This window comes from Achromobacter sp. 1L-A-4-B-C2, assembly GCF_057291955.1.
In genome coordinates this window covers 719,174-743,174 of record NZ_JBXAWP010000003.1, presented here as the reverse complement: position 1 = coordinate 743,174, position 24,001 = coordinate 719,174, and the positions used below count along the sequence as shown (strand labels likewise).

Annotated in this window: 28 protein-coding genes and 1 tRNA gene; 24 read left to right on the top strand and 5 right to left on the bottom strand. The window is 62.6% G+C overall.

Features of this window, described 5'->3' with window-relative positions; all coding sequences use genetic code 11:
* The first annotated feature begins 124 nt into the window (after positions 1–124).
* Both AC0Z35_RS16860 and AC0Z35_RS16855 read left to right on the top strand, forming a co-directional pair.
* Complete coding sequence (locus AC0Z35_RS16860) at positions 125–322, top strand: hypothetical protein (protein ID WP_082134365.1); 198 nt, start codon at positions 125–127, stop codon at positions 320–322.
* A 61-nt stretch (positions 323–383) separates the two neighbouring features.
* Positions 384–1,574, top strand: coding sequence for an amidohydrolase family protein (locus tag AC0Z35_RS16855; RefSeq protein ID WP_314358240.1), 1,191 nt, complete (start codon positions 384–386; stop codon positions 1,572–1,574).
* On the opposite strand, the gene AC0Z35_RS16850 is transcribed toward AC0Z35_RS16855, so the two are convergent.
* On the bottom strand, positions 1,571–2,455 hold the full coding sequence (locus tag AC0Z35_RS16850) for a LysR family transcriptional regulator (protein ID WP_120154133.1): 885 nt from the start codon (positions 2,453–2,455) through the stop codon (positions 1,571–1,573). The genes AC0Z35_RS16855 and AC0Z35_RS16850 overlap by 4 nt on opposite strands.
* A gap of 163 nt (positions 2,456–2,618) precedes the next feature.
* On the opposite strand from AC0Z35_RS16850, the gene AC0Z35_RS16845 reads away from it, so the two are divergent.
* A complete protein-coding gene (locus AC0Z35_RS16845; RefSeq protein ID WP_104143681.1) occupies positions 2,619–3,746 on the top strand; it encodes a mandelate racemase/muconate lactonizing enzyme family protein in 1,128 nt (375 codons plus the stop codon).
* 72 nt (positions 3,747–3,818) lie between these two features.
* The gene (locus AC0Z35_RS16840) at positions 3,819–4,802 is read left to right on the top strand and encodes a Bug family tripartite tricarboxylate transporter substrate binding protein (RefSeq protein WP_485132259.1); all 984 of its coding nucleotides are present in this window, start codon (positions 3,819–3,821) and stop codon (positions 4,800–4,802) included.
* A 44-nt stretch (positions 4,803–4,846) separates the two neighbouring features.
* On the opposite strand, the gene AC0Z35_RS16835 is transcribed toward AC0Z35_RS16840, so the two are convergent.
* Positions 4,847–5,713, bottom strand: coding sequence for an IclR family transcriptional regulator (locus tag AC0Z35_RS16835; protein ID WP_046803369.1), 867 nt, complete (start codon positions 5,711–5,713; stop codon positions 4,847–4,849).
* A 171-nt stretch (positions 5,714–5,884) separates the two neighbouring features.
* Between AC0Z35_RS16835 and AC0Z35_RS16830 the strand changes: the two genes are divergently transcribed.
* The 12 genes from AC0Z35_RS16830 to AC0Z35_RS16775 all read left to right on the top strand — a co-directional run bounded on the left by AC0Z35_RS16830 (position 5,885) and on the right by AC0Z35_RS16775 (position 16,441).
* Complete coding sequence (locus AC0Z35_RS16830) at positions 5,885–7,537, top strand: MFS transporter (protein ID WP_314358251.1); 1,653 nt, start codon at positions 5,885–5,887, stop codon at positions 7,535–7,537.
* 16 nt (positions 7,538–7,553) lie between these two features.
* The gene (locus tag AC0Z35_RS16825) at positions 7,554–8,510 is read left to right on the top strand and encodes a carbon-nitrogen hydrolase family protein (protein ID WP_104143650.1); all 957 of its coding nucleotides are present in this window, start codon (positions 7,554–7,556) and stop codon (positions 8,508–8,510) included.
* Positions 8,511–8,513: 3 nt separating this feature from the next.
* A complete protein-coding gene (locus AC0Z35_RS16820; RefSeq protein ID WP_046803366.1) occupies positions 8,514–9,131 on the top strand; it encodes a flavin reductase family protein in 618 nt (205 codons plus the stop codon).
* Positions 9,132–9,509: 378 nt separating this feature from the next.
* On the top strand, positions 9,510–11,105 hold the full coding sequence (locus tag AC0Z35_RS16815; RefSeq protein ID WP_370638750.1) for a methyl-accepting chemotaxis protein: 1,596 nt from the start codon (positions 9,510–9,512) through the stop codon (positions 11,103–11,105).
* A 270-nt stretch (positions 11,106–11,375) separates the two neighbouring features.
* The gene (locus AC0Z35_RS16810; RefSeq protein ID WP_485132260.1) at positions 11,376–11,594 is read left to right on the top strand and encodes a hypothetical protein; all 219 of its coding nucleotides are present in this window, start codon (positions 11,376–11,378) and stop codon (positions 11,592–11,594) included.
* Positions 11,561–12,079: a baseplate hub protein gene (locus AC0Z35_RS16805; RefSeq protein WP_485132261.1), complete on the top strand. Its 519-nt coding sequence runs from the start codon at positions 11,561–11,563 to the stop codon at positions 12,077–12,079. Before AC0Z35_RS16810 ends, AC0Z35_RS16805 begins: the two co-directional genes overlap by 34 nt.
* Positions 12,072–12,806 carry an oxidoreductase gene (locus AC0Z35_RS16800; RefSeq protein WP_485132262.1) on the top strand — a complete coding sequence of 245 codons (735 nt, stop codon included), beginning with the start codon at positions 12,072–12,074 and terminating at the stop codon, positions 12,804–12,806. Before AC0Z35_RS16805 ends, AC0Z35_RS16800 begins: the two co-directional genes overlap by 8 nt.
* Entirely contained in the window at positions 12,803–13,153 is a 351-nt protein-coding gene (locus tag AC0Z35_RS16795; RefSeq protein WP_485132263.1) for a contractile injection system sheath initiator, read from the top strand. The genes AC0Z35_RS16800 and AC0Z35_RS16795 overlap by 4 nt, the downstream gene beginning before the upstream one ends.
* A 7-nt stretch (positions 13,154–13,160) precedes the next feature.
* Positions 13,161–14,372: a baseplate J/gp47 family protein gene (locus AC0Z35_RS16790; protein WP_485132264.1), complete on the top strand. Its 1,212-nt coding sequence runs from the start codon at positions 13,161–13,163 to the stop codon at positions 14,370–14,372.
* Complete coding sequence (locus AC0Z35_RS16785) at positions 14,369–15,043, top strand: DUF2612 domain-containing protein (RefSeq protein ID WP_485132265.1); 675 nt, start codon at positions 14,369–14,371, stop codon at positions 15,041–15,043. Before AC0Z35_RS16790 ends, AC0Z35_RS16785 begins: the two co-directional genes overlap by 4 nt.
* On the top strand, positions 15,033–16,037 hold the full coding sequence (locus AC0Z35_RS16780) for a glycine-rich domain-containing protein (protein ID WP_485132266.1): 1,005 nt from the start codon (positions 15,033–15,035) through the stop codon (positions 16,035–16,037). The genes AC0Z35_RS16785 and AC0Z35_RS16780 overlap by 11 nt, the downstream gene beginning before the upstream one ends.
* A complete protein-coding gene (locus AC0Z35_RS16775) occupies positions 16,034–16,441 on the top strand; it encodes a tail fiber assembly protein (RefSeq protein WP_485132267.1) in 408 nt (135 codons plus the stop codon). Before AC0Z35_RS16780 ends, AC0Z35_RS16775 begins: the two co-directional genes overlap by 4 nt.
* A gap of 26 nt (positions 16,442–16,467) precedes the next feature.
* On the opposite strand, the gene AC0Z35_RS16770 is transcribed toward AC0Z35_RS16775, so the two are convergent.
* Both AC0Z35_RS16770 and AC0Z35_RS16765 read right to left on the bottom strand, forming a co-directional pair.
* Entirely contained in the window at positions 16,468–17,667 is a 1,200-nt protein-coding gene (locus tag AC0Z35_RS16770) for an acyltransferase family protein (RefSeq protein WP_485132268.1), read from the bottom strand.
* Between the two features lie 268 nt (positions 17,668–17,935).
* Positions 17,936–18,979: an acyltransferase family protein gene (locus AC0Z35_RS16765; protein WP_485132269.1), complete on the bottom strand. Its 1,044-nt coding sequence runs from the start codon at positions 18,977–18,979 to the stop codon at positions 17,936–17,938.
* Positions 18,980–19,079: 100 nt separating this feature from the next.
* Here AC0Z35_RS16765 and AC0Z35_RS16760 point away from each other — a divergent pair, with 100 nt between their 5' ends.
* From AC0Z35_RS16760 to AC0Z35_RS16740, 5 genes are read left to right on the top strand one after another with little or no spacing between them, the layout of a single operon-like run.
* Positions 19,080–19,376: a hypothetical protein gene (locus tag AC0Z35_RS16760; RefSeq protein ID WP_485132270.1), complete on the top strand. Its 297-nt coding sequence runs from the start codon at positions 19,080–19,082 to the stop codon at positions 19,374–19,376.
* A gap of 9 nt (positions 19,377–19,385) precedes the next feature.
* Complete coding sequence (locus AC0Z35_RS16755; protein WP_485133315.1) at positions 19,386–19,649, top strand: DUF7940 domain-containing protein; 264 nt, start codon at positions 19,386–19,388, stop codon at positions 19,647–19,649.
* Positions 19,564–20,085, top strand: a complete 522-nt coding sequence (locus AC0Z35_RS16750) for a lysozyme (RefSeq protein ID WP_485132271.1) — start codon at positions 19,564–19,566, stop codon at positions 20,083–20,085. Before AC0Z35_RS16755 ends, AC0Z35_RS16750 begins: the two co-directional genes overlap by 86 nt.
* Entirely contained in the window at positions 20,082–20,333 is a 252-nt protein-coding gene (locus AC0Z35_RS16745; protein WP_485132272.1) for a hypothetical protein, read from the top strand. Before AC0Z35_RS16750 ends, AC0Z35_RS16745 begins: the two co-directional genes overlap by 4 nt.
* A gap of 7 nt (positions 20,334–20,340) precedes the next feature.
* Positions 20,341–20,463, top strand: a complete 123-nt coding sequence (locus AC0Z35_RS16740; RefSeq protein WP_485132273.1) for a hypothetical protein — start codon at positions 20,341–20,343, stop codon at positions 20,461–20,463.
* A gap of 77 nt (positions 20,464–20,540) precedes the next feature.
* On the opposite strand, the gene AC0Z35_RS16735 is transcribed toward AC0Z35_RS16740, so the two are convergent.
* A tRNA-Ser gene (locus tag AC0Z35_RS16735) sits at positions 20,541–20,631 on the bottom strand.
* A 285-nt stretch (positions 20,632–20,916) separates the two neighbouring features.
* On the opposite strand from AC0Z35_RS16735, the gene AC0Z35_RS16730 reads away from it, so the two are divergent.
* From AC0Z35_RS16730 to yaaA, 3 genes are all read left to right on the top strand, one after another.
* Complete coding sequence (locus AC0Z35_RS16730) at positions 20,917–22,212, top strand: cation:proton antiporter domain-containing protein (protein WP_485132274.1); 1,296 nt, start codon at positions 20,917–20,919, stop codon at positions 22,210–22,212.
* A 124-nt stretch (positions 22,213–22,336) separates the two neighbouring features.
* Positions 22,337–23,119 (top strand): 3-hydroxybutyrate dehydrogenase, encoded by a 783-nt coding sequence (locus AC0Z35_RS16725; protein ID WP_485132275.1) that lies wholly within the window; start codon positions 22,337–22,339, stop codon positions 23,117–23,119.
* A 14-nt stretch (positions 23,120–23,133) separates the two neighbouring features.
* Positions 23,134–23,910: a peroxide stress protein YaaA gene (gene yaaA / locus AC0Z35_RS16720; protein ID WP_104143654.1), complete on the top strand. Its 777-nt coding sequence runs from the start codon at positions 23,134–23,136 to the stop codon at positions 23,908–23,910.
* Positions 23,911–24,001: the final 91 nt, after the last annotated feature.

Below are 24,001 nucleotides of genomic sequence, written 5' to 3'. Positions count from 1 at the left end.
TGACACATGCACCAGCTTATTCAGATCAGGATCACGCAGTATGACGTGTCGTGTTCGCGCTGTCAGGCAAGCTTTGTATTAGTGTTGTCTTTTTGTCTTGTGGCGTTGTTTGTATACTCGAGCAATGACTACTGACCTGCATAATCTCAAGCCCGGGTACTACTGGTACACCATGGCCAATGACCCGCTGGCCGTTATCCACATTCATGAAGACGGTGGCGCATCGCTCATGGGTTCGGACTATCGCATCGGCGCCGAAGGCGTTGCCGACATGGTCCGCCAAGGCGAACGCTTTTTCTGGATCGAACCGCCGCAAGTCTGAGCATTCAGGCTGATACGGCCGGCCCCTCGGGCCGGCCGCTTTCGTTTGTCCGGGAAGATCCATGACCGACCTCTTGTTGAAGAACGTCCGCATGTCGGCGGCCGAAACCGTCGACGTGCAAGTGCGCAACGGGCGCATCCTTCAGATCGGTACCGCCGTGCACGCGCCGGCCGACGTGCTGGTCGAGGAGGGCGGCGGCGCGTTGTTGTTGCCGGGCCTGATAGAAGGGCATACCCATCTGGACAAGACGACCTGGGATTCCCCCTGGTACGTCAACGAAGTCGGCCCGCTGCTGACCGACCGTATCGATAACGAACGCGCCTGGCGCGCCAGTTCGGGGCATGATGCCGCCAGCCACGCGCGCGCGCTGGCGCTGGCGTTTTTGCGTGAAGGCACCACCCGCATCCGCAGCCATGTCGACGTCGACACCGACGCGGGCCTGCGCCATCTGGACGGCGTGCATGCCACCCGCGACGAACTCGCGGGCCGCATTGAAATCCAGACCGTGGCATTTCCGCAGTCGGGCCTGCTGGTACGCCCCGGCACCGCGCAACTGCTGGATCAGGCGCTGGCGCAAGGGGCCGATGTGCTGGGTGGGCTGGACCCGTCCGCTATTGACCGCGACCCCGCCCAATCCCTGGATGTGCTGTTCGGCCTGGCCAACAAGCATGGCAAGCCGGTAGACATCCATTTGCACGAGCCCGGCGAGTTGGGCGCGTTTACGTTGGACCTGATCCTGGACCGCGTGCAGGCGCTGGGCATGCAGGGAAAGGTGGTGATCAGCCATGCGTTTTGCCTGGGGGGCGTGGACGCCAAGCGACTGGACGGCTTGCTGAAACGACTGGCCACGCTGGACGTTGCGCTGCTGACCACCGCGCCGCCATCGCGGCCCGTGCCGCCCGTGCGCGCTTGCCGCGAGGCGGGCGTCACGATCTTCGGCGGCAACGATGGCATCCGCGACACCTGGACGCCGTACGGCAGCCCCGACATGTTGGCGCGTGCCATGATGATCGGCCTGCGCAACGACCTGCGGCGCGACGACGAAGTGGAATGGGCGTTTGATTGCGTCAGCGGCGCCGCCGCCCGGGCCTGTGGTTTCGAGGGCTATGGCCTGACGCCGGGCGCGCGCGCCGATCTGGTGCTGGTCGACGCCAGCTGCGTGGCCGAAGCGGTCGTCACGCGCAAGCCGCGCCGCCTCGTCATATCCGGCGGCGTCATCGTGGCGCGTAACGGCCAGGACGCCATCGCCTAGCCGCGCGTCAGGCCCAGCTGCGTTTCAGTCAACGCCGCGAAGGCCCGCATCAACTCCGACCGTACGCCGGCGCGCTGCCAGATCGCACCCACCGTGCGTACGGGGCAGGGCGCGGGCAAGGGCCAGCGCTTGACCCGCGCCACGGGCTCGCCCATCACCGCCCAATCAGGCAGCACCGCCACGCCCAAGCCCTCGGCCACCAGCTTGGCGATGGAGTCGATGCCATCCAGTTCGAACCGCACGTGCGGTCGCAAATTGCGCGCGCGCAGGTAATCGTCGGCCATCTTGCCGCCCACCACGCTGCGGTCATAGCAGATGTACGGTTCGCGCGCGATCACCGCTAGCGGGTCGCGCACCTTCATGCCGGCGGGCGTCACCAGCACCAGCGGTTCGTGGCGCAGGTCGCGCCATTCGCAGGTCTTGGGCAGGGAGAACAGCGGGTGCACCAGCAGCGCGCCATCGAGTTCGCCGGACAGTACCTTGCTGTAAAGCAGCGTGGTGGGCGCAGGCTCTATGTAGATCTCGATATGCGGATGGCGCGCCACCCAGGTCCGCAGCACGGGCGGCATGATGCCGGTTAGCGCGGTGGGCGTGGCGCCCAGCCGCAAGGGGCCGGCGGGCAGTTCGGTGTCGCTGGCCGCCGAACGCAGGTCGCGCACGTCGCGCAGGATATGGCGGGCGCGCTCAAGAATGCGCAGCCCGGCGGGCGTGGGCTTGACGGTGCGGCCCGAGCGGGCAATCAGCGCGCTGCCGACATCCCCTTCCAGCGCGCGCAAGCGCTGCTGCACGGTGGCCGGCGTCAGGCCTTGATGGCGCGCGGCCTGCGCGATGGAGCCCAGTTCCACCACATGCACATAGGTTTGTAGAAAGCGCGAGTCCACGGCGATTGCGCCCCTTTTGAAAGATGGTTTTTCCGTATTCTAAAGATGGATGAAGATAATTGTTGTTTTCTTTCACGGCGGCAAGAATACGTTCAACCCCAGCCGCCCGCGCGCATCAGGCCACGGCGCGGCATGTTGGAAACCCGCCATCAAGGAGCTTGCCGTGCCCATTATTGAATCCATCGACGTTTGCGCCGCCGCCGTGCCGCTGGACAAAGTCACGTCGTTTTCAAACCGCAGCGTATCCACCCGCCACTACGGCCTGGTCAAGGTTCGTTCCACCGACGGCGTCGAGGGCATCGGCTTTTGCTATGTGGGCAGCGCCGGCGGCGCCATCTTCGAAGCGGCCGTGCAAAGCCTGTTGGCGCCCGTGCTGCTGGGCCGCGATTCGCATGCCGTTGAAGGCCTGTGGCAGGCCATGTACCAAGAGGCGCTGCTGCAAGGCCGCCAGGGCACGGTGATGCGCGCGTTAAGCGCACTGGACATCGCGCTGTGGGACTTGAACGCCAAGACTGCCGGATTGCCGCTGCACAAGTTCCTGGGTGCCGTTGAACTGGAGACGGTGCCGGCCTACGCCAGCGGCGGCTATTACCTGGACGGCAAGACGCCGCAGCATCTGGGCGAAGAAATGGCCAGCTATGTGGACAAGGGCTTTCGCGCCGTCAAGATGAAAACGGGCCGCCTGTCGCCGCGCGAAGAAGAGGCGCGCCTGAAGGCGGCGCGCGAGGCGGTTGGCCCGGACGTCGAGCTGATGATGGATTGCAATAACGCCTGGCAGGACGTGACGCAGGCCATGCAGTACATCCGCCGCTTCGAGCAGTACGAACCGTATTTCATCGAAGAACCCTTTGGCCCCGACGATATCGACAGCCATGCCAAGCTGGCGCGGCTGACGCATCTGCCCATCGCCACGGCGGAAATCGGCTATGGCCGCTGGTACCACAAGGAACTGCTGGACAAGGGCGCGGCCGGCATCCTGCAAACCGATGCGGCCGTCTGCGGCGGCATCACCGAATGGAAGCGCATTGCCGCCACCGCCGCCAGCTACGGCGTCGTGGTGTGCCCGCATTGGTTCCACGACGTGCACGCGCCGCTGGTGGCGGCCACGCCTAACGCGCGCTACGTGGAGTTCTTCTGGGACGACCAGGTGCTGAATTTCCGCAAACTGGTCGATCGGCAGTTAACCCACAAGCAAGGCCGCGTGGTGCTGCATCAGGAACCGGGCCTGGGTTTCGGGTTTGACGAACGCATGGTGGAAAAATTTGGCAAGTGGGTCCGCGTCAGTCGCTAGGCGCCATCACAAGCAGGCGGCGCTTTTCCAATAAAAGCTGCCGGCCTTCGGGACCGGCGCAAGGAGACAAGAATGCAACGCAGGCAATTCATGACCGGCGCCGCGGCGCTGGGGGCGGCGCTCGTGCTGCCCGTGACGGCGCGAGCGCAGCAGGACATGCCGTCCGGCCCGGTGAAAATCGTGGTGGGTTTTCCGGCCGGCGGAGGCACCGATGTGCTGGCGCGCCTGTTGGGGCAAAAGCTGGGTGTGATGTGGAACATACCCGTCATCGTCGAGAACCGGGCGGGCGCGGCCGGCGTCATCGCCGCCGAACAGGTCGCGCGCCAGCCCAATGACGGCAACACCTTGTTGATGGCGCATGTGAACAGCCACGGTATCGCGCCCGGCCTGCATCCCAAGCTTGCCTATTCGGTGGACCGCGATTTCACGCCCATCGCGCTGGTCGGCAAAACGCCCACCATCCTGATCGGCGGCGCCTCGCAACCCGCCAAGACCTTGCCTGACCTGGTCAAGCTGTGCCGCGCGCAGCCGGGCAAGATTGTGTTCGGGTCCGCTGGCGCCGGCTCGGCCCAACACCTGGCGCTGGAGATCTTCAAGGCGCGTGCTGGCATCGACGTGCTGCACGTGCCCTACAAGGGATCGGCGCCGCTGATGAACGATCTGCTGGGCGGCCATGTGCAGTACTGCTTCGAAGGCATGACCACCGCCACGCCGCTGCTGCAATCGGGCAAGGCGATCGCGCTGGCGCAGACGCTGCAACAGCGTTCCAAGAGCCAGCCGGATGTGCCGACGGTGGCCGAACAGGGCTACCCCGGTTTCGAGGCCAGCATCTGGTTCGGCATGGTGGGCCCCGGCAAGATGCCGGACGCCATGGTCCAGCGCATGAATCGAGACATCGACCAGGTGCTGGCGATGGCGGATGTGCAGGAAAAGCTGGCGCAGGTCGGCGCGGAAGACGGTGGCGGCAGCGTGCAGCGCTTTGCCGATTTCATGACGCAGGAACAGCGCAAGTACGCCAAGACGATCAAAGACGCGAAGATCGTGGTGGAAAGCTGACCCTGCCGGCGCGCCCCGGCATGCACCTGAGCCGGCGTCGCGCGTCAACCGGCGCGCGTTGCCCCAACCGGCTCTGACCCTTCCCATCCCGCCATGGCCGATATCGACCGCGCTTTTTCGCGCAGCAGCCGCGCGGTGCCGGAATCCAGGTCGTCGTCGATGGCGCCCACCGGCCCCATCAGTGTGATGGCGGCCGTCATTTCGCCCAGCATGTCGAAGATGGGCGCGGACAGCGACGTAAAGTGCGGCAGCAGCGCATGGCGGCAGCGGCTGATGTGGTGCTTTTGCACTTCGTCGCGTATGGCTTGCACGTCTTTCAGCGTGTAGGAATTGCCCGGTGCACCGCCGTGGCTTTCCGGCACGGACGATGCCAGTTCCCGCTCCAGCAGGTCGCGCGTCAAGGCATCGGGCAGATGGGCCAGAAAATTGCGGCCCAGCGCGGATGACAGCAGCGGCATCACGGTGCCCACGCGCAATTCCAGCAAGGGCCGGCTGCGGCTGCCTTCCACGCGATAGACGATGGTCGGCCCCTTGTTGCCCCACACGCCCAAAAACACGGTATGCCCGGTGACGGCGGCCACTTCGGCCATGATCGGCCGCGCTGTGGTGAAGACGTCGAACTGTTCCAGCGCGGCCAGCCCCAGGCGCAACGCGTAGGGCCCCAGGCCGTAGTGCCCCGTGTCCGCATGCTGCTGCACCACGCCCACCTTCTGAAAACTGACCAGGTAGTAGTGCACGTTCGGCACGGTCAGCTCACAGGCGTCCGCGATGTCCTTCAGAGGCAAGGGCCGGCCCGTCTTGCGGATCAGGTCCAGGATGCGAAAGCCCACTTCAATGGACTGGATGCCCCTGCGCGCCGCGGTCGGCGTCTTTTCCGTGTCCTTGTCTACCTTGCCGGCGGGCCTTGCCATCACTGCCTCCACTGTGTGTTTGGCGGCAGTGTAGCAGCGGCGTCCGGCCGCTTTCGACGGGTCCACGCGGCCCGTTCCGGGTTTCCCCCAGCTTTGTCCGCCCGGGTTTTAAGTTTGATAATAGTTAATGCGTACAGCAGTATCAATCTAAAAACACAGGGGAAAGTAAGCATGGAAGCTAATGTGGCAATGGGGCGCGCGGCTGCGGCGCCGACGCTAAGTCGCAAAGAGGAACGCCAGGTGGTGGTGGCCTCTACCTTGGGCACGTTGTTCGAGTGGTATGACTTTTTCATCTACGGGACGCTGGCGGTTTTCATGAGCCAGGTGCTGTTCCCGCAGGACAATCCCACCGTTGCGCTGCTGGCCGCCTTGGGCGCGCTGGCGGTCGGCTTCATCATCCGGCCGCTGGGCGCGGTGATGTTCGGGTACCTGGGGGACAAGTGGGGCCGCAAGTACACCTTCCTGATCACGGTTGTGATGATGGGCGGGGCTACCGTACTAATCGGCTGCCTGCCCACCTATGAATCGGCGGGCCACCTGTCCTGGATTCTGTTGCTGACGCTGCGCGTGGTGCAGGGCCTGGCGGTGGGCGGCGAGTACGGCGGCGCGGTGATCTACGTGGCCGAGCACTGCGAACCCAAGCGGCGCGGTCTGCTGACGGGCTGGATCCAGATCACCTCGTCGGCCGGCCTGATCCTGTCGCTGGTCGTCATCCTGTGCACCCAGGCATCCATGAGCGCCGATGATTTCCGGCAGTGGGGATGGCGCCTGCCGTTCATCCTGTCGATCGTGATGCTGGCCATTTCGATCTACGTGCGCGCCAAGCTGCACGAATCGCCCGTGTTCACGCGGATGAAGCAGCAGAACCGCCTGTCGAAAAACCCCATCAAGGAAACGTTTGGCCAGTGGTCCAGCTTGCGCCTGGTGATCCTGGCGCTGATCGGCGTTACCGCCGGCCAGGGCGCCACGTATTTCACGGGCCAGTTCTACGTGATGATCTTTCTGCAACAGGCGGTGCAGCTGGACCAGACCAGCGTCTACACCCTGATCCTGATCGGCTTCATCATCGGCGCGCCGACCTTTGTGCTGTTCGGCTGGCTGTCCGACCGCATCGGCCGCAAGTGGATCATGATGGCGGGGCTGTTCATCGCCGCCCTGGGTTATCACTCGATGTTCGACGTGCTGCTCAAGGCCGGCAACCCGGCGCTGGCGCAAGCCATGCAAAGCACGCCCGTCCGCGTGCACGCCGACACCAGCGGCGGCGCGTGCGACTTCGGCTTGCAGGCCGCCATGATCGGCAGCCACGCCGATCACAAGAAGGTGTGCGTGCAGGCCAAGAAATTCCTGGTCGGCAAGGGCATCAACTTCGAATACGCCGCGCCGCTGCCCGGGCAGGAAATCGCGATGAGCGTGGGCGGCACCACCGTCAACGGCTTTGACCGCGCCGCCTACGCCCGCGCCCTGGGCACGGCGGGCTACCCCGATCGCGCCGACCCCGCGCGCGTGGACCGCGCCACCATCATCCTGATCCTGGTGCTGATGACCGCCGTGGTCGCCATGGTGTACGGTCCGGTTGCGTCGTACCTGGTGGAATTGTTCCCGGCCCGCATCCGCTACACCGCGCTATCCTTTCCGTATCACATCGGCGCCGGCATCTTCGGCGGCATCGTGCCCTTTACCGCCACCTACCTGGCCCAGGCCAGCGGCAATATCTTTGGCGGGTTGATGTACCCGGTTGTCGTGATGGTGGTAGTGGGCGTTATCGGCAGCCTGTTCCTGCCGAACACCCGCGCCCAAGCCATCGACGAAGACCCCATCCACTAAAAAAGCGAGGAGAAACATGTCCGTGCAAGCGAGTTTCAAGGCCGCCGTGATCCAGGCCGCGTCCATCCCCACCGACAGCGTTGCCTGCGCCAACAAGGCGGCTTCGCTGATCCGGCAGGCGGCCGAGCAGGGCGCGCGGGTGCTGGTGTTTCCCGAAGCCTTTCTGGGCGGCTATCCCAAGGGCAATTCCTTTGGCGCGCCCATCGGCATGCGCAAGCCCGAAGGCCGCGACGCGTTCGCCAGCTACCACCGGCAGGCCATCGCGCTGGATGGCGAGGAAGTGGCCATCGTGGCGCAGGCCGCGGCCGACACCGACAGCTTCGTGGTGATGGGCTGCATCGAAGCGGACGGCGGCACGCTGTATTGCACCGTGCTGTATTTCAACGGCGCCAGGGGCTTGGTCGGCAAGCATCGCAAGCTGATGCCCACGGCCGGAGAACGGCTGATCTGGGGCTTTGGCGATGGCTCGACCATGCCCGTCTTCGACACGCCTTACGGCAAGATCGGCGCGGTGATCTGCTGGGAAAACTACATGCCCATGCTGCGCATGTACATGTACAGCCAGGGCGTGGCGCTGTATTGCGCGCCCACGGCCGATGACCGCGACAGCTGGATTCCCAGCATGCGCCACATCGCGCTGGAAGGCCGTTGCTATGTGCTGACGGCGTGCCAGCACTTGCGCCGCCAAGCCTACCCGGAAGACTTCGAATGCGCGCTGGGCGATGCGCCCGACACCGTGTTGATGCGCGGCGGCAGCGCTATCATCGACCCCCTTGGTGAAGTGCTGGCCGGGCCGGATTTCTCGGACGAGACCATCCTGTACGCCGACATCAACCCCAACCAGATCCTGCGCGGCAAGTACGACTTCGATGTGGCCGGCCATTACGCTCGCCCCGACGTGTTCCAGTTGCAGGTCGACACCCGAGAAAAGCGGGCCGTCTCAGCGCTTGGCGCGGGCGGCCAGGAGCCCTAAGCCATGCATTTTGATTTCAGCGCGCTGCCTTCGCAGACGGTCTATAAGCTGCTGACCTCGACCGTCACCCCCCGGCCGATCGCGTGGGTCACCACGATATCGGCCGACGGGTGCGTCAACGCCGCGCCGTTCAGCTTCTTCAACGTCATGGGGCACCAGCCGCCCACCGTCGCCATCGGCCTGATGCGCCGCGCCAACGGCGACTTGAAGGACACCAGCGCCAACATCATCGAAAACGGCGAGTTCGTGGTGAACCTGGTGCCTGAAGCGCTGATGCAGCAGATGAACCAGACCTGCGCCGACTACCCACCGGGCGTGGACGAACTGGCCAAGGCCGGGCTGACCGCGCTGCCCGCCGCGCATGTTCGTCCACCGCTTATTCAGGGCAGCCCGGTGTCGCTGGAATGCGTCAGCCAGGCCACGATCGTGACCGGCCCGCACCAGGTGGTCGTCATCGGCCGCGTGCTGGGCGCGCATGTGGACGACGCCTTTGTGCAGGACGCCGAGCGCGGCTATGTGAACACGACCGAGATGGGGCTGGTGGCGCGCATGCACGGCAGCGGCTGGTACGCCCGCAGCACGGACCTGTTCCAGCTGGCGCGGCCCACCGTGACGGATTGACGCAACAAGGCGGCCATTACGGCCGCATCATTTTTCAGCGGCCGCGCATCGTGCATCGGCCGTTTTTTTTTTCGCCCGCGGCGGCGGGCGGGCGGGCGGTTACGCAAACGCGCGAGCTTGTGGCAAAAAGTTCTCCATTTCGCCCGATGCCGCCCAAATCCGGGCTGCTAGCATTTCCCCGACCGTCAAGAGAATCCTCGAATCCGACTTCTCCGGCGGCATTTACCTGACACAACGAACACCAATATTTTTGGGGGCGGATCATCCAGGGGCTTGCGGGCGTCTGGCTTGCGACGGCGGCGGCATAGTCCGGCGCCATGCAGCTGCCAAAACCCGCATTCACGCGCCTGGGTGGATGCTGGAGGCAGTATGAAAAACATGAAGCTTGGAACCCGTCTTGCGGGTGGCTTTTCCGTCTTGCTGGCGATGATTATCGTCATGTGCATCGTGGGGTTGGTCAGTCTGGCCAACATCAACGAATCGGTCGAAACCGTGACGCAGCGTTCGCTCATCAAGGAACGCCTGATCAGCGACTGGGGCCGCAACATCCAGACCGGCGTGACGCGCACCACCGCCATCGCCAAAAGCGCCGACGCCAGCCTGGCCGGTTTCTTCACGGAAGAGGCGGCCGCGTCCACCCGTAATTCGTCGGCGCTGCAACAAAAGATCGAACCGCTGATCGAGACCGACGAGGAAAAACGCCTGTGGGAAGGCATCCGCAAGTCTCGCGGCGACTACCTGCGCACGCGCGACGCCATCTTCAAAGCCAAGCAGGACGGCGACGTCGAGGCGGCCAACCGCGTCTTCACGCAGGAATTCCTGCCGGCCACGCGCCAGTTCATCGACCAGATCAACAAGCTGTCGGACCTGCAACGCGCCGAGATCGATGCCAGCGCGGCCGACATCCAAAGCGCCTACGGCGCCGCCAACCTGTGGATGATCGTAATCGGCTCGATTGCGCTGGTTACGGGCCTGGTACTGGCCGTGTTGCTGACACGCGGCATCACTCGCCCACTGGCCGACGCCGTGCGCGTGGCGCGCACCGTCGCCGCCAATGACTTGACCAGCACGATCACCGTGCGTTCGCGCGACGAGATCGGCCAGCTGATGCAGGCGCTGGAATCCATGAACGCCAACCTGGCCGGCACGGTCGCCAGCATCCGCACCGGCGTGGACAGCATGGCGTCCGCGTCGGGCGAAATCGCGGCCGGCAACACCGACCTGTCGTCCCGCACCGAACAGCAGGCGGCATCGCTGGAGGAAACGGCGGCCTCGATGGAGCAACTGTCTTCCACCGTGAAGCAGAACGCCGACAGCGCCCGCCAGGCCAACCAACTGGCCGCGGCCGCCTCCGACACGGCCTCGCGCGGTGGCGCGACGGTGTCCGAGGTCGTCAGCACGATGAACGCCATTTCGTCCAGCTCGGTCAAGATCGCCGACATCGTGTCCGTCATCGACGGCATCGCGTTCCAGACGAACATCCTGGCGCTGAACGCGGCGGTGGAGGCCGCGCGCGCGGGCGAGCAGGGCAAGGGCTTCGCGGTGGTCGCAGCGGAAGTTCGCACGCTTGCGCAACGCAGCGCCCAAGCAGCCAAGGAGATCAAGACGCTGATCGAAGACACCGTCCAAAAGATCAGCCAAGGCTCGATCAGCGCCGAACGCGCCGGCACTACCATGCAGGAAATCGTCAGCTCGGTGCAGCGCGTGACCGACATCATGGGCGAAATCGCGGCGGCCTCCGCCGAACAGGCCGACGGCATCGAACAGGTGAACCGCGCGGTATCGCAAATGGACGAAGTCACGCAGCAAAACGCAGCACTGGTAGAAGAAGCCGCCGCGGCCGCCGGGTCGATGCAGGACCAGGCAGCGGAGCTGACCCGGGCGGTCAGTGCGTTCAAGTTGCCGGGGGTTGTGGCGGTAGCGCATGCCTCGCCGCGCGTCGCGATCGGCCACGCATTGGCCCGCGCAGGGTAGGGCGGGGTAGGGCACGGCACGGCGGGGTCACCTGACTCTTCAGCCGTCTGCCCGCCGCACAAAGAAAAAAGCCCCTGATTTCTCAGGGGCTTCGTTCTTGAATACTGGCGGAGAGGGTGGGATTCGAACCCACGGTACGGGGATACCGTACGCCTGGGGCAAGGCAAGTTCGGCGACACGAAGGGGCCCGACGTCACGCTGAGTGGCTACCGTGTTTCCGTGGCGGTCGTGGCATACAACGGTGATGCCCAAAGCCAGCTGCAGCTTCGCATGTTCGGACTGAGCCAGGACATGATGAACCGGCTCACTGTGATCGGGCCGATCATGACGGAACGGCAGAACAACCGGATCCTGGTAGCGGCTGGCGACGAAGGGCAGGCGATGACGGTCCTGTACGAAGGGACTATTTCCCAAGCTTGGGCCGACTATAGCGGCGCACCGGAGTCGTTTTCAACGTGGTGGCGCTGTCGGCGGCAATCCATGCCGTAAAGCCTGTCAACGCGCGCAGTTATCGTGGATCAACTGAGGTGGCCGTCATCGCCGCAGATTTGGCCGGCGCCATGGGGTTGGCATTCGAAAACAGTGGGGTGACGGTTCAATTGTCCAACCCATACTTTAGCGGGACGGCGTTGGAGCAACTGCGGTCATGCGCGCGTGCGGCACGAATTAGCTATGCAATTGATCGCGGCATTCTCGCGATTTGGCCGCGCGCCACTGCGCGACAGGGCGATCCAGTTCAAATATCTTCAGATAAGAACCTCATGGGATACCCATCCTTCACTGGCGGCGGAATCCTCTTCACCCTCCTGTACACGCCGGAGTTGAGCCTGGGCGGATTAGTGCAGGTCACTAGCACGATTGAAGCGGCTCACGGGGAATGGATCGTCGTCAGCATCGTTCATGCCCTGGAATCCCAAGTGCCCGGTGGCAACTGGGTGTCGCAGATCATGTGTCAAAGGCAGATAAATGACTGAACAATTTGGGTATCCGGGCCAGGCGCGGGCAGCAGAAGGCGGCGACGAGTACGGCGCCATGATGTTTGTGATTCAGCAAGCGCTGGCGCGGCTCAGTACTTCCACGTTGGTGAAAGTGGTGGCCGTGACAAACGCAGGCGGCGTGGCGCCCGTGGGCTTCGTGGACGTCCAACCGCTGGTCAACCAACTCGACGGTGCCGGAAATGCGGTCCCGCATGCGGTGCTGCACAACCTGCCGTACTTCCGCCAGCAGGGTGGTACGGACGCGATCATCCTGGATCCGAAGGTAGGAGACCTGGGCATCGCGGTGTTCGCTAGCCGGGATATTTCCGCAGTGAAGGCGTCAAAGGGTGAGGCGAATCCCGGGTCTTGGCGGTCCCACGACATGGCAGACGGCCTGTATGTCGGGGGCCTGTTGAACGGCACGCCGGTGCAGTACGTGCAGTTCACCGCGGGCGGCATCAACGTGGTGTCACCGTCCAAGGTGACGGTGCAGGCTCCGGACATCGAGATGAACGCCAGCACACAATGCGCGCTGAACGCGCCCAGCATCGTGCTGAACGGTAACGTGCAGCAGGGCGCGGGCTCGTATGGTGGCACTTCGACCTGGCAGGGCAACATGACCACGCTTGGCACGCTGCGAAACAACGGCAAGGACGTCGGCTCGACGCATACCCATCCGGGTGTGCAAAGCGGGCCTTCGAATACTGGGGCACCGAATCCATGAACACGCTTTTGCTCGACCGGACGGCGTGGGATCTTGTGCTCGATGCCGCGGGGAACATTGCGATGGCGTCGAATCCATACGCTGTGGCGCAGGACGTAGCCAGCGCCATCAAGCTCTTCAAGGGCGAGCTGTTCTACAACAAGGCGCCGGGCGTGCCGTACTGGGAAGACATCCTCGGGCACCGGCCACCGCTTGCCCTGGTGCGCGAAAACGTCCAGCGCGCCGCCCTTACCGTGGCTGACGTCGCCAGCGCGCGGTGCACGCTCACCAGCTTCACAGACCGAGCCCTGGCGGGCTATGTCGAAATCACCCTGACCGACGGCACGACGCAGACCGTCAGCTTCTGAGGAAACCATGGCTACAAGCTCCCAAGTGCCGCGCGTGCAGTTCACGCCGGAAGGGCTGGTGCTGCCCGAAGAGTCGGCCATCCTGGCGGGCGTCCAGACCGATATGGACTCCGCCTTTGGCGGCAGCTTGAATCCGGCGCTGGAGACGCCGCAGGGGCAACTGGCATCGAGCACCACGGCCATCATTGGCGACAAGAACAACGAATTCGCCAGCTACGTAAACCAGGTGGATCCGGCGTTCGCCGAGGGTCGCATGCAGGACGCCATTGGGCGCATCTATTTCCTGGATCGAAAGCCTGGCACGCCGACTGTCGTCATCGCGACGTGCACGGGGCTGTCCGGCGTGGTCATCCCGGTGGGCGCACGCGCCGAGGCGGTAGACGGCAACCTGTATCTCTGCACGCAGGGCGGCACGATCCCGCCGAGCGGTAGCATCGACCTGCCGTTCGCATGCTCAGTTGACGGGCCGGTGGACTGCGCGCCTGGCGCGCTGAACCAGATCTATCAGGCAATCCCCGGCTGGGATTCCCTCCTGAACGCGGACGCCGGTACGGTCGGCAGCTATGTAGAGTCGCGCGCCGAGTTCGAAGCGCGGCGGCGCCAGTCGGTGGCACTGAATGCGCGGGGGTCGCTGCCATCAATCTATGCCAACGTGGCCAACGTGGCCGACGTAATCGACGTCTATGTCACGGAGAATAACCTGTCCGTGCCGCAGACTATCGGTGGCGTGTCGCTCACTCCGCATTCCATCTGGGTTGCGGTGGTGGGTGGGGAGGCCGCCGATATCGCCGACGCGATCTGGCGCAAGAAGAGCAACGGCGCCAACTACAACGGCAACACGTCATACACGATCGAGGATCGGGAGGGCTACGCCTACCCGTATCCGTCCTACGTCGTGACCTGGGAAACCCCTGCGGCGCTGCCGGTGTTGTTTGCTGTGCAGTTGGCCGACAACCCCGCGCTGCCCTCGGACATCGTGGCGCTGACCAAGCAGGCCATCATCGACGCCTTCAACGGCGCCGACGGCGGCCAGCGCGCGCGTATCGGGTCGACCATTTATGCCAGCCGGTTCTATGCGCCAGTTTCGCTTCTGAGCCCGTCCGTATCGATCCTGTCGCTGCTGCTGGGTACAGCGACGCCGACGGCGCCGAGCCTCACGGTGCCCATTAACTGCCGGCCCACGATCACGGCCGACGACATTTCGGTGATCCTGGTATGACTGTCGATCCAAAGCCGGGGCTGGTGGCCCGCACCATCATCAGCCAGTACGCCAATAGTCCGACCCTCGTCCAGTTGATCAACAACATGGAGGAGTACATCAACCCTGACGCCGATTTCGACGCGTTCTATGACTTCGTTTGGAACGTAGAGACCGCGCAAGGGTTCGGGCTGGATATCTGGGGCAGGATTGTGGATATCGGGCGCATGCTCACCGTGCCGGGGGACGCAACCTATCTTGGGTATGAGGAGTCCATCAGTTGGCAGCCATTCAACCAAGCGCCGTTCTTCACAGGCATTCAAGACACGCGGACATACCGTTTGGCGGACGATGCCTATCGAAAGCTGATCTTGGTGAAGGCGCTCGCGAACATCTCCGATTGCACGTCGCCCAGCCTGAACCGGTTGCTGACCAACCTTTTCGCCGGGCGCGGACGGTGCTATGTGTCCGACACCGGGAACATGGAATTCCGGTACGTATTCGAGTTTGCGCTTGAGCCGTATGAGATCGCAATCCTGACGCAATCCGGGGCAATCCCAAAGCCTGCCGCCGTTTTGGCTAATGTTCTGCAAGTCGACTTACCAACAACCTTCGGATTCTACGAAGGGCTGATGCAGCCCTTCGGTTCCGGCGTCTTTTTCACATCCTCGGGGCTCATCCATGCAGGCTAGCAACGCACCCAGCAAATCTGCCGTACCGTTCGCGGAAAGCGGCACTAAGAACACCATTCCGGTAGATTCACAGATCGGCGTGACCCCTGGGGCCGCATCGTTCACAGATGGCTTCCCCCCTTTGACGATGACGCCGTTGGCTGCTGGCGGCGTGCCGCCCTATGGCGCCGATTTCAATGGCATTTTCAATTTCCTGAGCTCGGCGGTGCGCTGGGCACAGGCGGGTGGTCGCTACACCTTCGACGCCGCATTCGCCGCGGCCATTGGCGGTTATCCCAAGGGCGCCGTGCTGGCCGCTGCGGCCGGGAACGGCATGTGGCTGAACTTGGTCGACAACAATTCAGCGAACCCTTATACCGGCGGCGCAAATTGGTCGCCGTTGCCTTCAAAATCGGGCGGCGCGCTGCTGGCTACCTACTCCACTGCCGGCACGTTCTCGTTCACGGTTCCGGCCGGCGTCTACCGAATCCTGGCGGAGGGATGGGGCGGTGGCGGCGGCGGCGGATCGGGCGGGGGCCTCAACTCAGGCAACGGCGCCGGCTCGGGATCATATGGCTTGAAGTGGATCGACGTCACGCCGGGCCAAGTGTTCAGCATCGTAGTCGGTGCGGCGGGAAACGCAGGAACCGGCGTGGGAATCGGCGGCGGTGCAGGCGGCGCGTCATCGGTCGGTGCGGTCATGTCATGCCCGGGTGGGGCAGGAGGTGCTGGTGGCGGCACAGGCGGCGGAGCCGGCGGTGCCGCCCCGACCGGAGCGGACTTCGGATTGTCGGGCACTCCAGGCACTGGCCCTTCGATTTCCACGGGGACGCTGGTTTACGGCTGGGCCGGTGGAGGTGCACCTCGTGGCAAGCCGCACGCGCCCGGGCCTGGCACTTCTTCCGGCCCTGCTGGCTTTGCGCCGGGCGGTGGCGGTGGTGGTGGCGCTGGCGGCTCAGGCGGAAACTTCAATGGCGGAGCGGGCGCGCCTGGTGCAGTGCTGATTTGGGGATGAAGATGAAAAAATATGCACGAATCGAAGACGGTAATGTGGTCGAGTTCTTCCACACTGCTGACAGCATCGAAGGTTTGTTTCATCCGTCCTTCGTGTGGGTCGATGTAACCCAGACCGAGCCGTCGCCGGGTGAGGGCTGGACATTCGATGGCGAGCAGTTCATGCCCCCGCCACCCCCGAGCGCGGAAGAAGTTCTTGCTCAGGTGACGGCGTCGCGCGCGGCTCTCATGGCCGCCGCAACGGCAAGTATCGCCCCACTCCAAGATGCCGAGGACCTGGAAATCGCGAGCCAGCAGGAGATTGATCTGCTGCTCAGGTGGAAGCGATATCGGATCGACCTCATGCGCCTTCACGAACAGCCGGGGTTTCCACTCCAATTTGAATGGCCTTCGGCACCGGCTTGACTGATGGATATACGACGGACTCCGCGCTAGGGCTGTTGCGTAGCACCGGTGCCCGTCGATCCACCGTGCCTTGATGCTTGGAACAATCGGCGTGCCAATGATCCGACGGCATTGGATAGAAGGACAGACGGCCGATCAAACAAGCGGTAAAAAAGCTCGGATACAGCCAGGGAGGCACATAACGCGACTATTGAGGCGATACTGGCTGAGACGTTGTAGCCCATAGCGGGTTCAAGCGCCTTAAATACTGGCGTCGTTACGAAGAACAGGACGATGGAATGGGTCAGGTATAGCGAGAACGAAACCTTCCCCAGCCATACAGAAAAGCGGGTAGATAGCGGCCGAGAAAAAGCGCCGTTTGCCAAGATCGTAGCGACAAGAATAACTGCGCCGATCGATGGGAAGAGAACCGGCCAATTCAGTTTTACCCCGTACTCGAATTGCAGCGTATTGGCCACGAATACCATTGAGCTGTAAGCCGCCGACGGGCTGTCGTAGCCTCCAAGGTACAGAGCTGCGATCAGGGCCGCGAGCGAAACTGCAATCGGCTTCAGAAACGCCGCGACCTTTTCGATATAGGCTCCGATGAGGAATAACGCCAAAAAATATCCAAACAGGGGCGACAAGGTCATGGTGACCGCACAGGCGCCTAGCACGGCTATTCCCGCAATGCGCGTCTTTCCAAACAGCGCGAGAAACAGGAAAAGCAACAGAGAGCAAAGAAACTCGATCTGCATTGTCCATATGACCGAATTGTAGGTATTCGCCCCGAACAGGAATGTCCGATAAGTCGCTTCGGCGGCGGCATCCAGCAGTCTAAGGCCTAGCAGCTCGGCCCCGACGCCGTGGTAGAAGCCGGTCGTTGCCACCAGCAGTAGGCTTGAGGCTAAAACAGGGGGCATCAGCCGGAAATATCGCTTCAGGGCGGCTTCTCCCAAAACGCTCCTGTCATGTGTCGCCAAGAATTTTCTGGAGAGGACATAGCCGCTCATTACGAAAAAGATGCAGACAGCAAAAAAACCTGAGTAGAAGAACTTGAACGGGCTGTGATATAGCCACATCTCGAATTTCGAATGAACGGCAGCGGTTTCGCCCCGGACGGCAGCAGGGAAAAACTCGAATGCCAGATGGGATAACACCACGGCTACCGCCGCATATCCTCGCAAGCCCTCTAGGCTCAGTACTTTCGTGTGGGACGCGGTCGGGCTTATTTGGCTGTTTGTCATTGTAGTTTTTAGCCACCGATGTGGCCGCTTCATTACCGAATTTTGACGGCGAGTATAAACGACGGCACTTCATACATTAGCCCGCTTCTGCGGGTTTTTTTACGTCTATAGGGGACGCGATGTTGTCGCTTCAAAGGAAATGCCATGGCTGACGAACATCTGTCCGATGCGTTCATCAAGTCACTGCACGCGCGCGTCGTGCAAATGGAGCAAAACATGGCCCACAACGCGGAAGCCACCGCGCGGAATACGTCGACTATCGGAAATCTTAAGTGGGTAGCCGCTCAATCTGGGCCTGTGCTCGATGACCAGATTCAAGCAACTGATTCTTGAGTACAAATTTTCCAAGGAGGTAGGCCAGGAGATAGGTGCCCCCTAAGTCGAGAATTGTCTTAGGTAGAACCGAAAGGCCAGCCCTCGCGGTGGATTCCAGGACAAAGGCTTGTAGACAGTAGGCGGCCAAAGCGTACCGGGACATAAAAGAGACGATCGGACCCGGTGGGCGTTTAACCTTCAAAAGTAGACATACAGCGAGACAGCAGAATATTGCTGGCGAAACCCTGGTGTAGGCCGGGATCGCATAGCCTTGAATCTTGGTAAACGCTGGATCCACCAAAACCGCCCACTCAATTGCGGCAACGCCAATAAATGCGACGGCCAAAATCGCTATCAGCTGTGAACTCGCCTGGCGCCCGCTTAAATGCCGAGCAGTCAGAACTGCTATGGGGGGCATTGTGATGTAGTTCAACGGACTCCAAAAAGCGGACGCCCAGATTACGCCGTGCCGTACTGTGGCGAACTGCATGCCCGTAACGAGCAAGATAGAAAGTACTACGAGAGTGAAGAGCCACGAATCGCTTAGCCGGGAAGCCACGTGGGTGAGCGCGATCGTCAGCAATAGGGCCGAAAAAAAGTAGAAGGACCCCATAGCAGTAACGGCCGCAAAAACGGGTCGCGTCTGGAACGACGAAAGCGCGAGGGTGAGCGCTGGCAGCCCACCCATCACCAGGAAATAAGCGCATCCCCAGAATACATGTAGGGTTGTTAGTCTCGTAGCGCGCCGCTTGAGCGAGTGCGCGCTCGGCCCTTTGGAAACGTACAGGTAGCAGGATAGAAAAATAAAGAATGGGACCGCTTGGAGCAGAATGTTGGCGTTCAGGATGTCGACGACAGTCGGCACGAAAGGCGCAGTAGCTGCGCCGCTAAACATTCCACCGAGCCCAAAGAAGTGCTCATGCCAGAGCAACACGAATACAGCGGCGGTAGCTCTGCCGTAGTCGAGGCCAACGATTCTTGTAGTGTTTTGGGGCATGTTCTGTCTGGTTGAGAAAAGCTGGAAGATCGTAACAAAATAAGCGCCACGTTGGCACACCACCCGCCCATGCGGGATTTTTTACGTCCTAAGGAACGTTATGGAATCGAATCTTGAGGGACGTGTAGCCGCCCTAGAACGGGAAATGGTCGGTCTAAAGGCGACCATGCGCGCGGCGATTGCCGTCATGGTGTTCATGGGTGCTGGGTACTCGTGGTACGCGACAAAGAGCGTGGACACGCTAGAGCGCGTTGTAAGCAGCGTCAATTCGATCCAGACCGATGTGCTGCTCATCAAGAAGGATAACGAGCGCAAGGATTGGGAGCGTCGCCTGATCACGCAGATGGTGAAAAAAGGGGGGGCATCCGATGTATCAAAAACTCTCAACGATGAGTAGGTGTGTGCAATGAAGCTAGTTCCTGAATGGCGCTCATGGTGGCGCATGTCTTCTACATGGTTCCAGGCCGCAGCAGCGGCTTTTTTTTCGTACTTAACGGCGGTGCCAGATGCAGCTATCCAACTTTGGTCAGTTCTTCCTGAAGATCTTCGGCAGGCTTTCCCGCCCGGCTACGTCAAGTGGTTCGGTGTCGCGCTCATTGCAATCGGCATCGTCGCCCGGCTCGTTCGTCAGCCCTCTCTCAATGAGCGAAAGCGGTCTGACGGTCCTTAAGCACTGCGAGGGCTGCGAGCTACGGGCTTACCAGGATTCGGTGGGGGTTTGGACCATCGGGTACGGAGATACCGAGAACGTTTTGCCAGGCATGACGATCACGCGGCAGGAGGCGGAAGATCGCCTTGAACGTCGGCTAGCCCGTGACTTTGAGCCGGGGGTACAGGCTGCGATCACCGCAGGCATGCGCCAGGAGCAGTTCGACGCGATGGTGTGCCTCGCCTACAACATCGGGGTAGGGGCGTTCTCCGCGTCGACGCTGGTGAAGCTGTTCAATGCCGGGGATATCGCCTTGGCTGCCGACCAATTCCCGCGCTGGGATAAGGCCGGTGGGAAGTCGCTCAAGGGCCTGCGCCGTCGATGCGCTGCCGAACGGGCGCTATTCCTGGGCGCCAATGCCGCCTATGCCATCGCGGCAGGGGACAAGACGCCATGACCGTCCTACTCGAATTCTGGCCCTACATCGCTGGGGGCCTGGCAATCGTCCTGGCGTACTTCGGCGTTCGCCTCAAGGGCAAGTCTGACGGCCGCCAGGAAGTGCGCGACCAGATCAACAAGCAGGCGGTCGAATCCGCTAAGGATGTCCGGGATGTTCAAGCTAAGGTCAATCGGATGGACGACGGCGGCGCTGCTGCTGAGCTTCGTAGCAAGTGGATGCGCGACAAGGGAACCGGTGGGCGCTGAGTTCTGCATGGTGTCGCTGCCGATCTTCATCAGCCAGCATGACGTGCTGACGGACGGGACGGCGCGGCAGATCCTGACGCACAACGAGCTGGGCGTGAGGCTGTGCGATTGGCCTGGGGTGGACGATTAGTCAATATTTCCCCCACCGTACCAAAAGCAAAAGGCCCCTTTCGGGGCCTCTGCAAAGCACGTAAGTGCTTGAATACTTGGCGGAGAGGGTGGGATTCGAACCCACGGTACGGGGATACCGTACGCCTGATTTCGAGTCAGGTACATTCGACCACTCTGCCACCTCTCCGTGGCTGGGTTCCAAAACGGTGGTGCCCCCTTGCTTTAAGACCCCGACTTCAAGTTCTTAAAAGAGGCTTCACTGAAAGATCCCTGGTCGGAAGGATCTTCGTTGTTGGAGCAGCGAAGCCCGCAATTCTACAGGAATTTTTTCTTGTGTGTAAAGGGGGTGCGAAAAAATCTTTGAAGGAAGGCATTCGACGCTTCCGGTGGTCGCGATCTTTGCCCAGAATCCTTCCATTCGCGCTGCGCGCCTTCGGCCTTCCCCCATCATCCCCAGCCGGCATCCTTTTCCATGGACCTGATCCTTATCCTTCTGCTTGCCGCCGTGTTATGCGTGCCGATCACCCAGCGGCTGGGGCTGGGCGCCATACCGGGCTACCTGATCGCGGGCGTGCTGATCGGGCCGTCCTGCCTGAAGCTGGTGACCAACGTCGACACCATGATCAACGTGTCGCAATGGGGCGTGGTGATGATGCTGTTCATCATCGGGCTGGAACTGTCGCCCAAGCGCTTGTGGGCCATGCGCAGCGAGGTCTTTTTGCTGGGCACCTTGCAGATGCTGGTTTGCGGCCTGCTGCTGGGCCTGGTGTTTGGCGCGGCGCTGCGGCATCTGGCCGGTATGGGATGGCAGGCTGCCGTGCTGTGCGGCTTGTCGCTGGCGTTGTCGTCGACGGCGGTGGCGCTGCGGCTGCTGGATGAGCGCACGTTGACCCGCACGCCGCTGGGGCGATCGGCCCTGGGGGTGCTGCTGTTTCAGGACATGGCAGCCATTCCGATGTTGGTGGCGGCGGGGCTGCTGGGCTCCGACGGCACGTCGGCCCCGTCTTTCAAGGAAGCGCTGGTGGCCGTGGCGGTGGTGACGTTGGCGTATCGGCTGCGCCTGCTGGGCTGGGCCGCCAAGGCGCAGCTGCAAGAACTGTTCACGGCGGCCGCGCTGTTGATGGTGGTGGGCGCCGCGCAGTTGTTCGACTACGCCGGCCTGTCAGCCGGTCTGGGCGGTTTCCTGGTGGGCGTGTTGATGGCGGAATCGCGCTATCGGAACGACCTCGAAAGCGCCATCGAACCCTTCAAGGGGCTGCTGCTGGGCCTGTTCTTCCTGGCCATCGGCATGTCCGTCAACCTGAAGGTGGTGGCCGACCACTGGTCGTTCATTCTTGGCGGCGTGGCCGCCTTGCTGGTCGTCAAGGCGCTGGTCCTGTATGGGTTCGCGCGATTTCTGGGCTTGCCGCGCTACCACCGGCTGCTGTTCGCGATGGTGCTGGCCCAAGGCGGCGAGTTCAGCTTCGCCATCTTCAACGAAGCCTGGGATAACCACCTGGTGAATCTTGAACAGCGCGATGTGCTGTCCGTGGTGGTTGCGATTTCGATGGGCGTGGTGCCAGTGCTGATCAAGCTGCTGGAGCGCGTGCCTGAGAACCGTGGCGGCATGGCGGATCTGCCGAGCCCGGTGCAGACGACGCCTTCGCCGGAGTCGGAGCCGTTGTCCGGTTCTTCAGCTGACACGTCGACAAGCGTCTCGGCAAGCGCCGCGGCAAACACGCCCGCAAGCCCCTCGGCAAACCCCGCCGACAGCCCCCCTCGCGCTTGACCCCGCACGGCGTGGGGTCATGGCATGATTGCCGTCTTGTTGGGCGGCTACACTTGTCACCGCTCTGCTTTTCGACCCCACGGTCACCCCACCGTCACCCCCGCCAGACCCCAGGAGAATGCGCATGCTTAAAGGAAAAGTCGCCCTAGTCACCGGTTCCACCAGCGGCATCGGCCTGGGTATCGCCACGGCCTTCGCGCAGCAAGGCGCCGATATCGTCCTGAATGGGTTTGGCGAGGCCGACGAGATTGAAAAAGTGCGCGCCGGCCTGGCCGACAAGCATGGCGTGAAGGTCGTCTACGACGGCGCCGACCTGTCCAAGGGCGACGCGGTGCGCGGCTTGGTCGAGAACACGGTGCGCCAGTTGGGCCGCATCGACATCCTGGTCAACAACGCCGGCATCCAGCACACCGCGCTGATCGAGGATTTTCCCGCTGAAAAGTGGGATGCCATCCTGGCGCTGAACCTGTCCGCCGTGTTCCACGGCACCGCCGCCGCGCTGCCCCACATGAAGAAGCAGGGCTTTGGCCGCATCATCAATATCGCGTCGGCGCACGGCCTGGTCGGGTCGGCCAACAAGTCGGCCTACGTGGCGGCCAAGCATGGCGTGGTGGGCTTCACCAAAGTCACGGCGCTGGAAACGGCCGGGCAGGGCATCACCGCCAATTCCATCTGCCCGGGCTGGGTGCGCACCGCCCTGGTGGAAAAGCAGATCACCGCGCTGGCGCAAAAGAATGGCGTCGACCAGGAAGCCGCCGCGCGCGAACTGTTGGGCGAAAAGCAGCCGTCGCTGCAATTCGTGACGCCCGAGCAATTGGGCGGCACCGCCGTGTTCCTGGCCTCGGACGCCGCGGCGCAAATTACGGGCACGTCCGTTTCGGTCGATGGTGGCTGGACGGCGCGCTGATAAAGGAACTACGAATGTTGTTTTTGCTTTCCCCCGCCAAGAAGCTGGACTACGACTCGCCTTTGCATATCGAGACGCATACCCAGCCGCTGTTCGTGGATCAGGCCGCCGGCCTGATCAAAGTGCTTAAGACCAAGTCCGCCGAAGACATCGCCGGCCTGATGAGCCTGAGCCCGGCGCTGTCGGAACTGAACGCGCAGCGCTATGCGCACTGGAAGCGCAGCTTCACCCAGACCAACTCGCGCCAGGCCGTGCTGGCCTTTAACGGCGATGTGTACGAAGGGCTGGACGCCTCCAGCCTGTCGGCCAAGCAGCTGGACTGGGCGCAAGACCACGTGGCCATCCTCAGCGGCCTGTACGGCGTGTTGCGGCCGCTGGATCTGATGCAACCGTATCGCCTGGAAATGGGCACGCGGCTGGAAACGCCCAAGGGCAAGAACCTGTACGAGTACTGGGGTTCGACCATTGCGGACTATTTGAACGAGCGCCTGGAAGGCAAGAAGGCGCCGGTCATCGTGAACCTGGCGTCCGAGGAATATTTCAAGTCAGTTGACTTGAAGACGCTGAAGGCGCGCGTGGTGCAGTGCGTGTTCCAGGACTGGAAGAACGGTGCCTGGAAGATCATCAGCTTTCACGCCAAGCGGGCGCGTGGGTTGATGGCGCGCTACGCGATCCAGCACAAGGTGACCAAGCCCGAAGGCTTGCAGGGCTTTGACCTGGAAGGCTACGCCTACGACGCCTCGGCATCGACGGACGACAAGCTGGTGTTTCGCCGCAAGCTGGCGGATTGATGCTGTGATGCGGTGATGCGGTGATGCGTGGACGGCGTGGTGCGTTGACGCCGTCATCAGTCGACGCGGTAAGCGCGCGGTTGACGTGAGT

Bases quoted from the DNA above. Each gene is read 5' to 3' on its own strand.
- AC0Z35_RS16860 (WP_082134365.1), top strand. From the start codon at position 125: ATGACTACTGACCTGCATAATCTCAAGCCCGGGTACTACTGGTACACC.
- AC0Z35_RS16855 (WP_314358240.1), top strand. From the start codon at position 384: ATGACCGACCTCTTGTTGAAGAACGTCCGCATGTCGGCGGCCGAAACC.
- AC0Z35_RS16840 (WP_485132259.1), top strand. From the start codon at position 3,819: ATGCAACGCAGGCAATTCATGACCGGCGCCGCGGCGCTGGGGGCGGCG.
- AC0Z35_RS16835 (WP_046803369.1), bottom strand. From the start codon at position 5,713: ATGGCAAGGCCCGCCGGCAAGGTAGACAAGGACACGGAAAAGACGCCG.
- AC0Z35_RS16830 (WP_314358251.1), top strand. From the start codon at position 5,885: ATGGAAGCTAATGTGGCAATGGGGCGCGCGGCTGCGGCGCCGACGCTA.
- AC0Z35_RS16825 (WP_104143650.1), top strand. From the start codon at position 7,554: ATGTCCGTGCAAGCGAGTTTCAAGGCCGCCGTGATCCAGGCCGCGTCC.
- AC0Z35_RS16820 (WP_046803366.1), top strand. From the start codon at position 8,514: ATGCATTTTGATTTCAGCGCGCTGCCTTCGCAGACGGTCTATAAGCTG.
- AC0Z35_RS16815 (WP_370638750.1), top strand. From the start codon at position 9,510: ATGAAGCTTGGAACCCGTCTTGCGGGTGGCTTTTCCGTCTTGCTGGCG.
- AC0Z35_RS16810 (WP_485132260.1), top strand. From the start codon at position 11,376: ATGTTCGGACTGAGCCAGGACATGATGAACCGGCTCACTGTGATCGGG.
- AC0Z35_RS16800 (WP_485132262.1), top strand. From the start codon at position 12,072: ATGACTGAACAATTTGGGTATCCGGGCCAGGCGCGGGCAGCAGAAGGC.
- AC0Z35_RS16795 (WP_485132263.1), top strand. From the start codon at position 12,803: ATGAACACGCTTTTGCTCGACCGGACGGCGTGGGATCTTGTGCTCGAT.
- AC0Z35_RS16790 (WP_485132264.1), top strand. From the start codon at position 13,161: ATGGCTACAAGCTCCCAAGTGCCGCGCGTGCAGTTCACGCCGGAAGGG.
- AC0Z35_RS16785 (WP_485132265.1), top strand. From the start codon at position 14,369: ATGACTGTCGATCCAAAGCCGGGGCTGGTGGCCCGCACCATCATCAGC.
- AC0Z35_RS16780 (WP_485132266.1), top strand. From the start codon at position 15,033: ATGCAGGCTAGCAACGCACCCAGCAAATCTGCCGTACCGTTCGCGGAA.
- AC0Z35_RS16775 (WP_485132267.1), top strand. From the start codon at position 16,034: ATGAAGATGAAAAAATATGCACGAATCGAAGACGGTAATGTGGTCGAG.
- AC0Z35_RS16770 (WP_485132268.1), bottom strand. From the start codon at position 17,667: ATGACAAACAGCCAAATAAGCCCGACCGCGTCCCACACGAAAGTACTG.
- AC0Z35_RS16765 (WP_485132269.1), bottom strand. From the start codon at position 18,979: ATGCCCCAAAACACTACAAGAATCGTTGGCCTCGACTACGGCAGAGCT.
- AC0Z35_RS16760 (WP_485132270.1), top strand. From the start codon at position 19,080: ATGGAATCGAATCTTGAGGGACGTGTAGCCGCCCTAGAACGGGAAATG.
- AC0Z35_RS16755 (WP_485133315.1), top strand. From the start codon at position 19,386: ATGAAGCTAGTTCCTGAATGGCGCTCATGGTGGCGCATGTCTTCTACA.
- AC0Z35_RS16745 (WP_485132272.1), top strand. From the start codon at position 20,082: ATGACCGTCCTACTCGAATTCTGGCCCTACATCGCTGGGGGCCTGGCA.
- AC0Z35_RS16740 (WP_485132273.1), top strand. From the start codon at position 20,341: ATGGTGTCGCTGCCGATCTTCATCAGCCAGCATGACGTGCTGACGGAC.
- AC0Z35_RS16730 (WP_485132274.1), top strand. From the start codon at position 20,917: ATGGACCTGATCCTTATCCTTCTGCTTGCCGCCGTGTTATGCGTGCCG.
- AC0Z35_RS16725 (WP_485132275.1), top strand. From the start codon at position 22,337: ATGCTTAAAGGAAAAGTCGCCCTAGTCACCGGTTCCACCAGCGGCATC.
- yaaA (WP_104143654.1), top strand. From the start codon at position 23,134: ATGTTGTTTTTGCTTTCCCCCGCCAAGAAGCTGGACTACGACTCGCCT.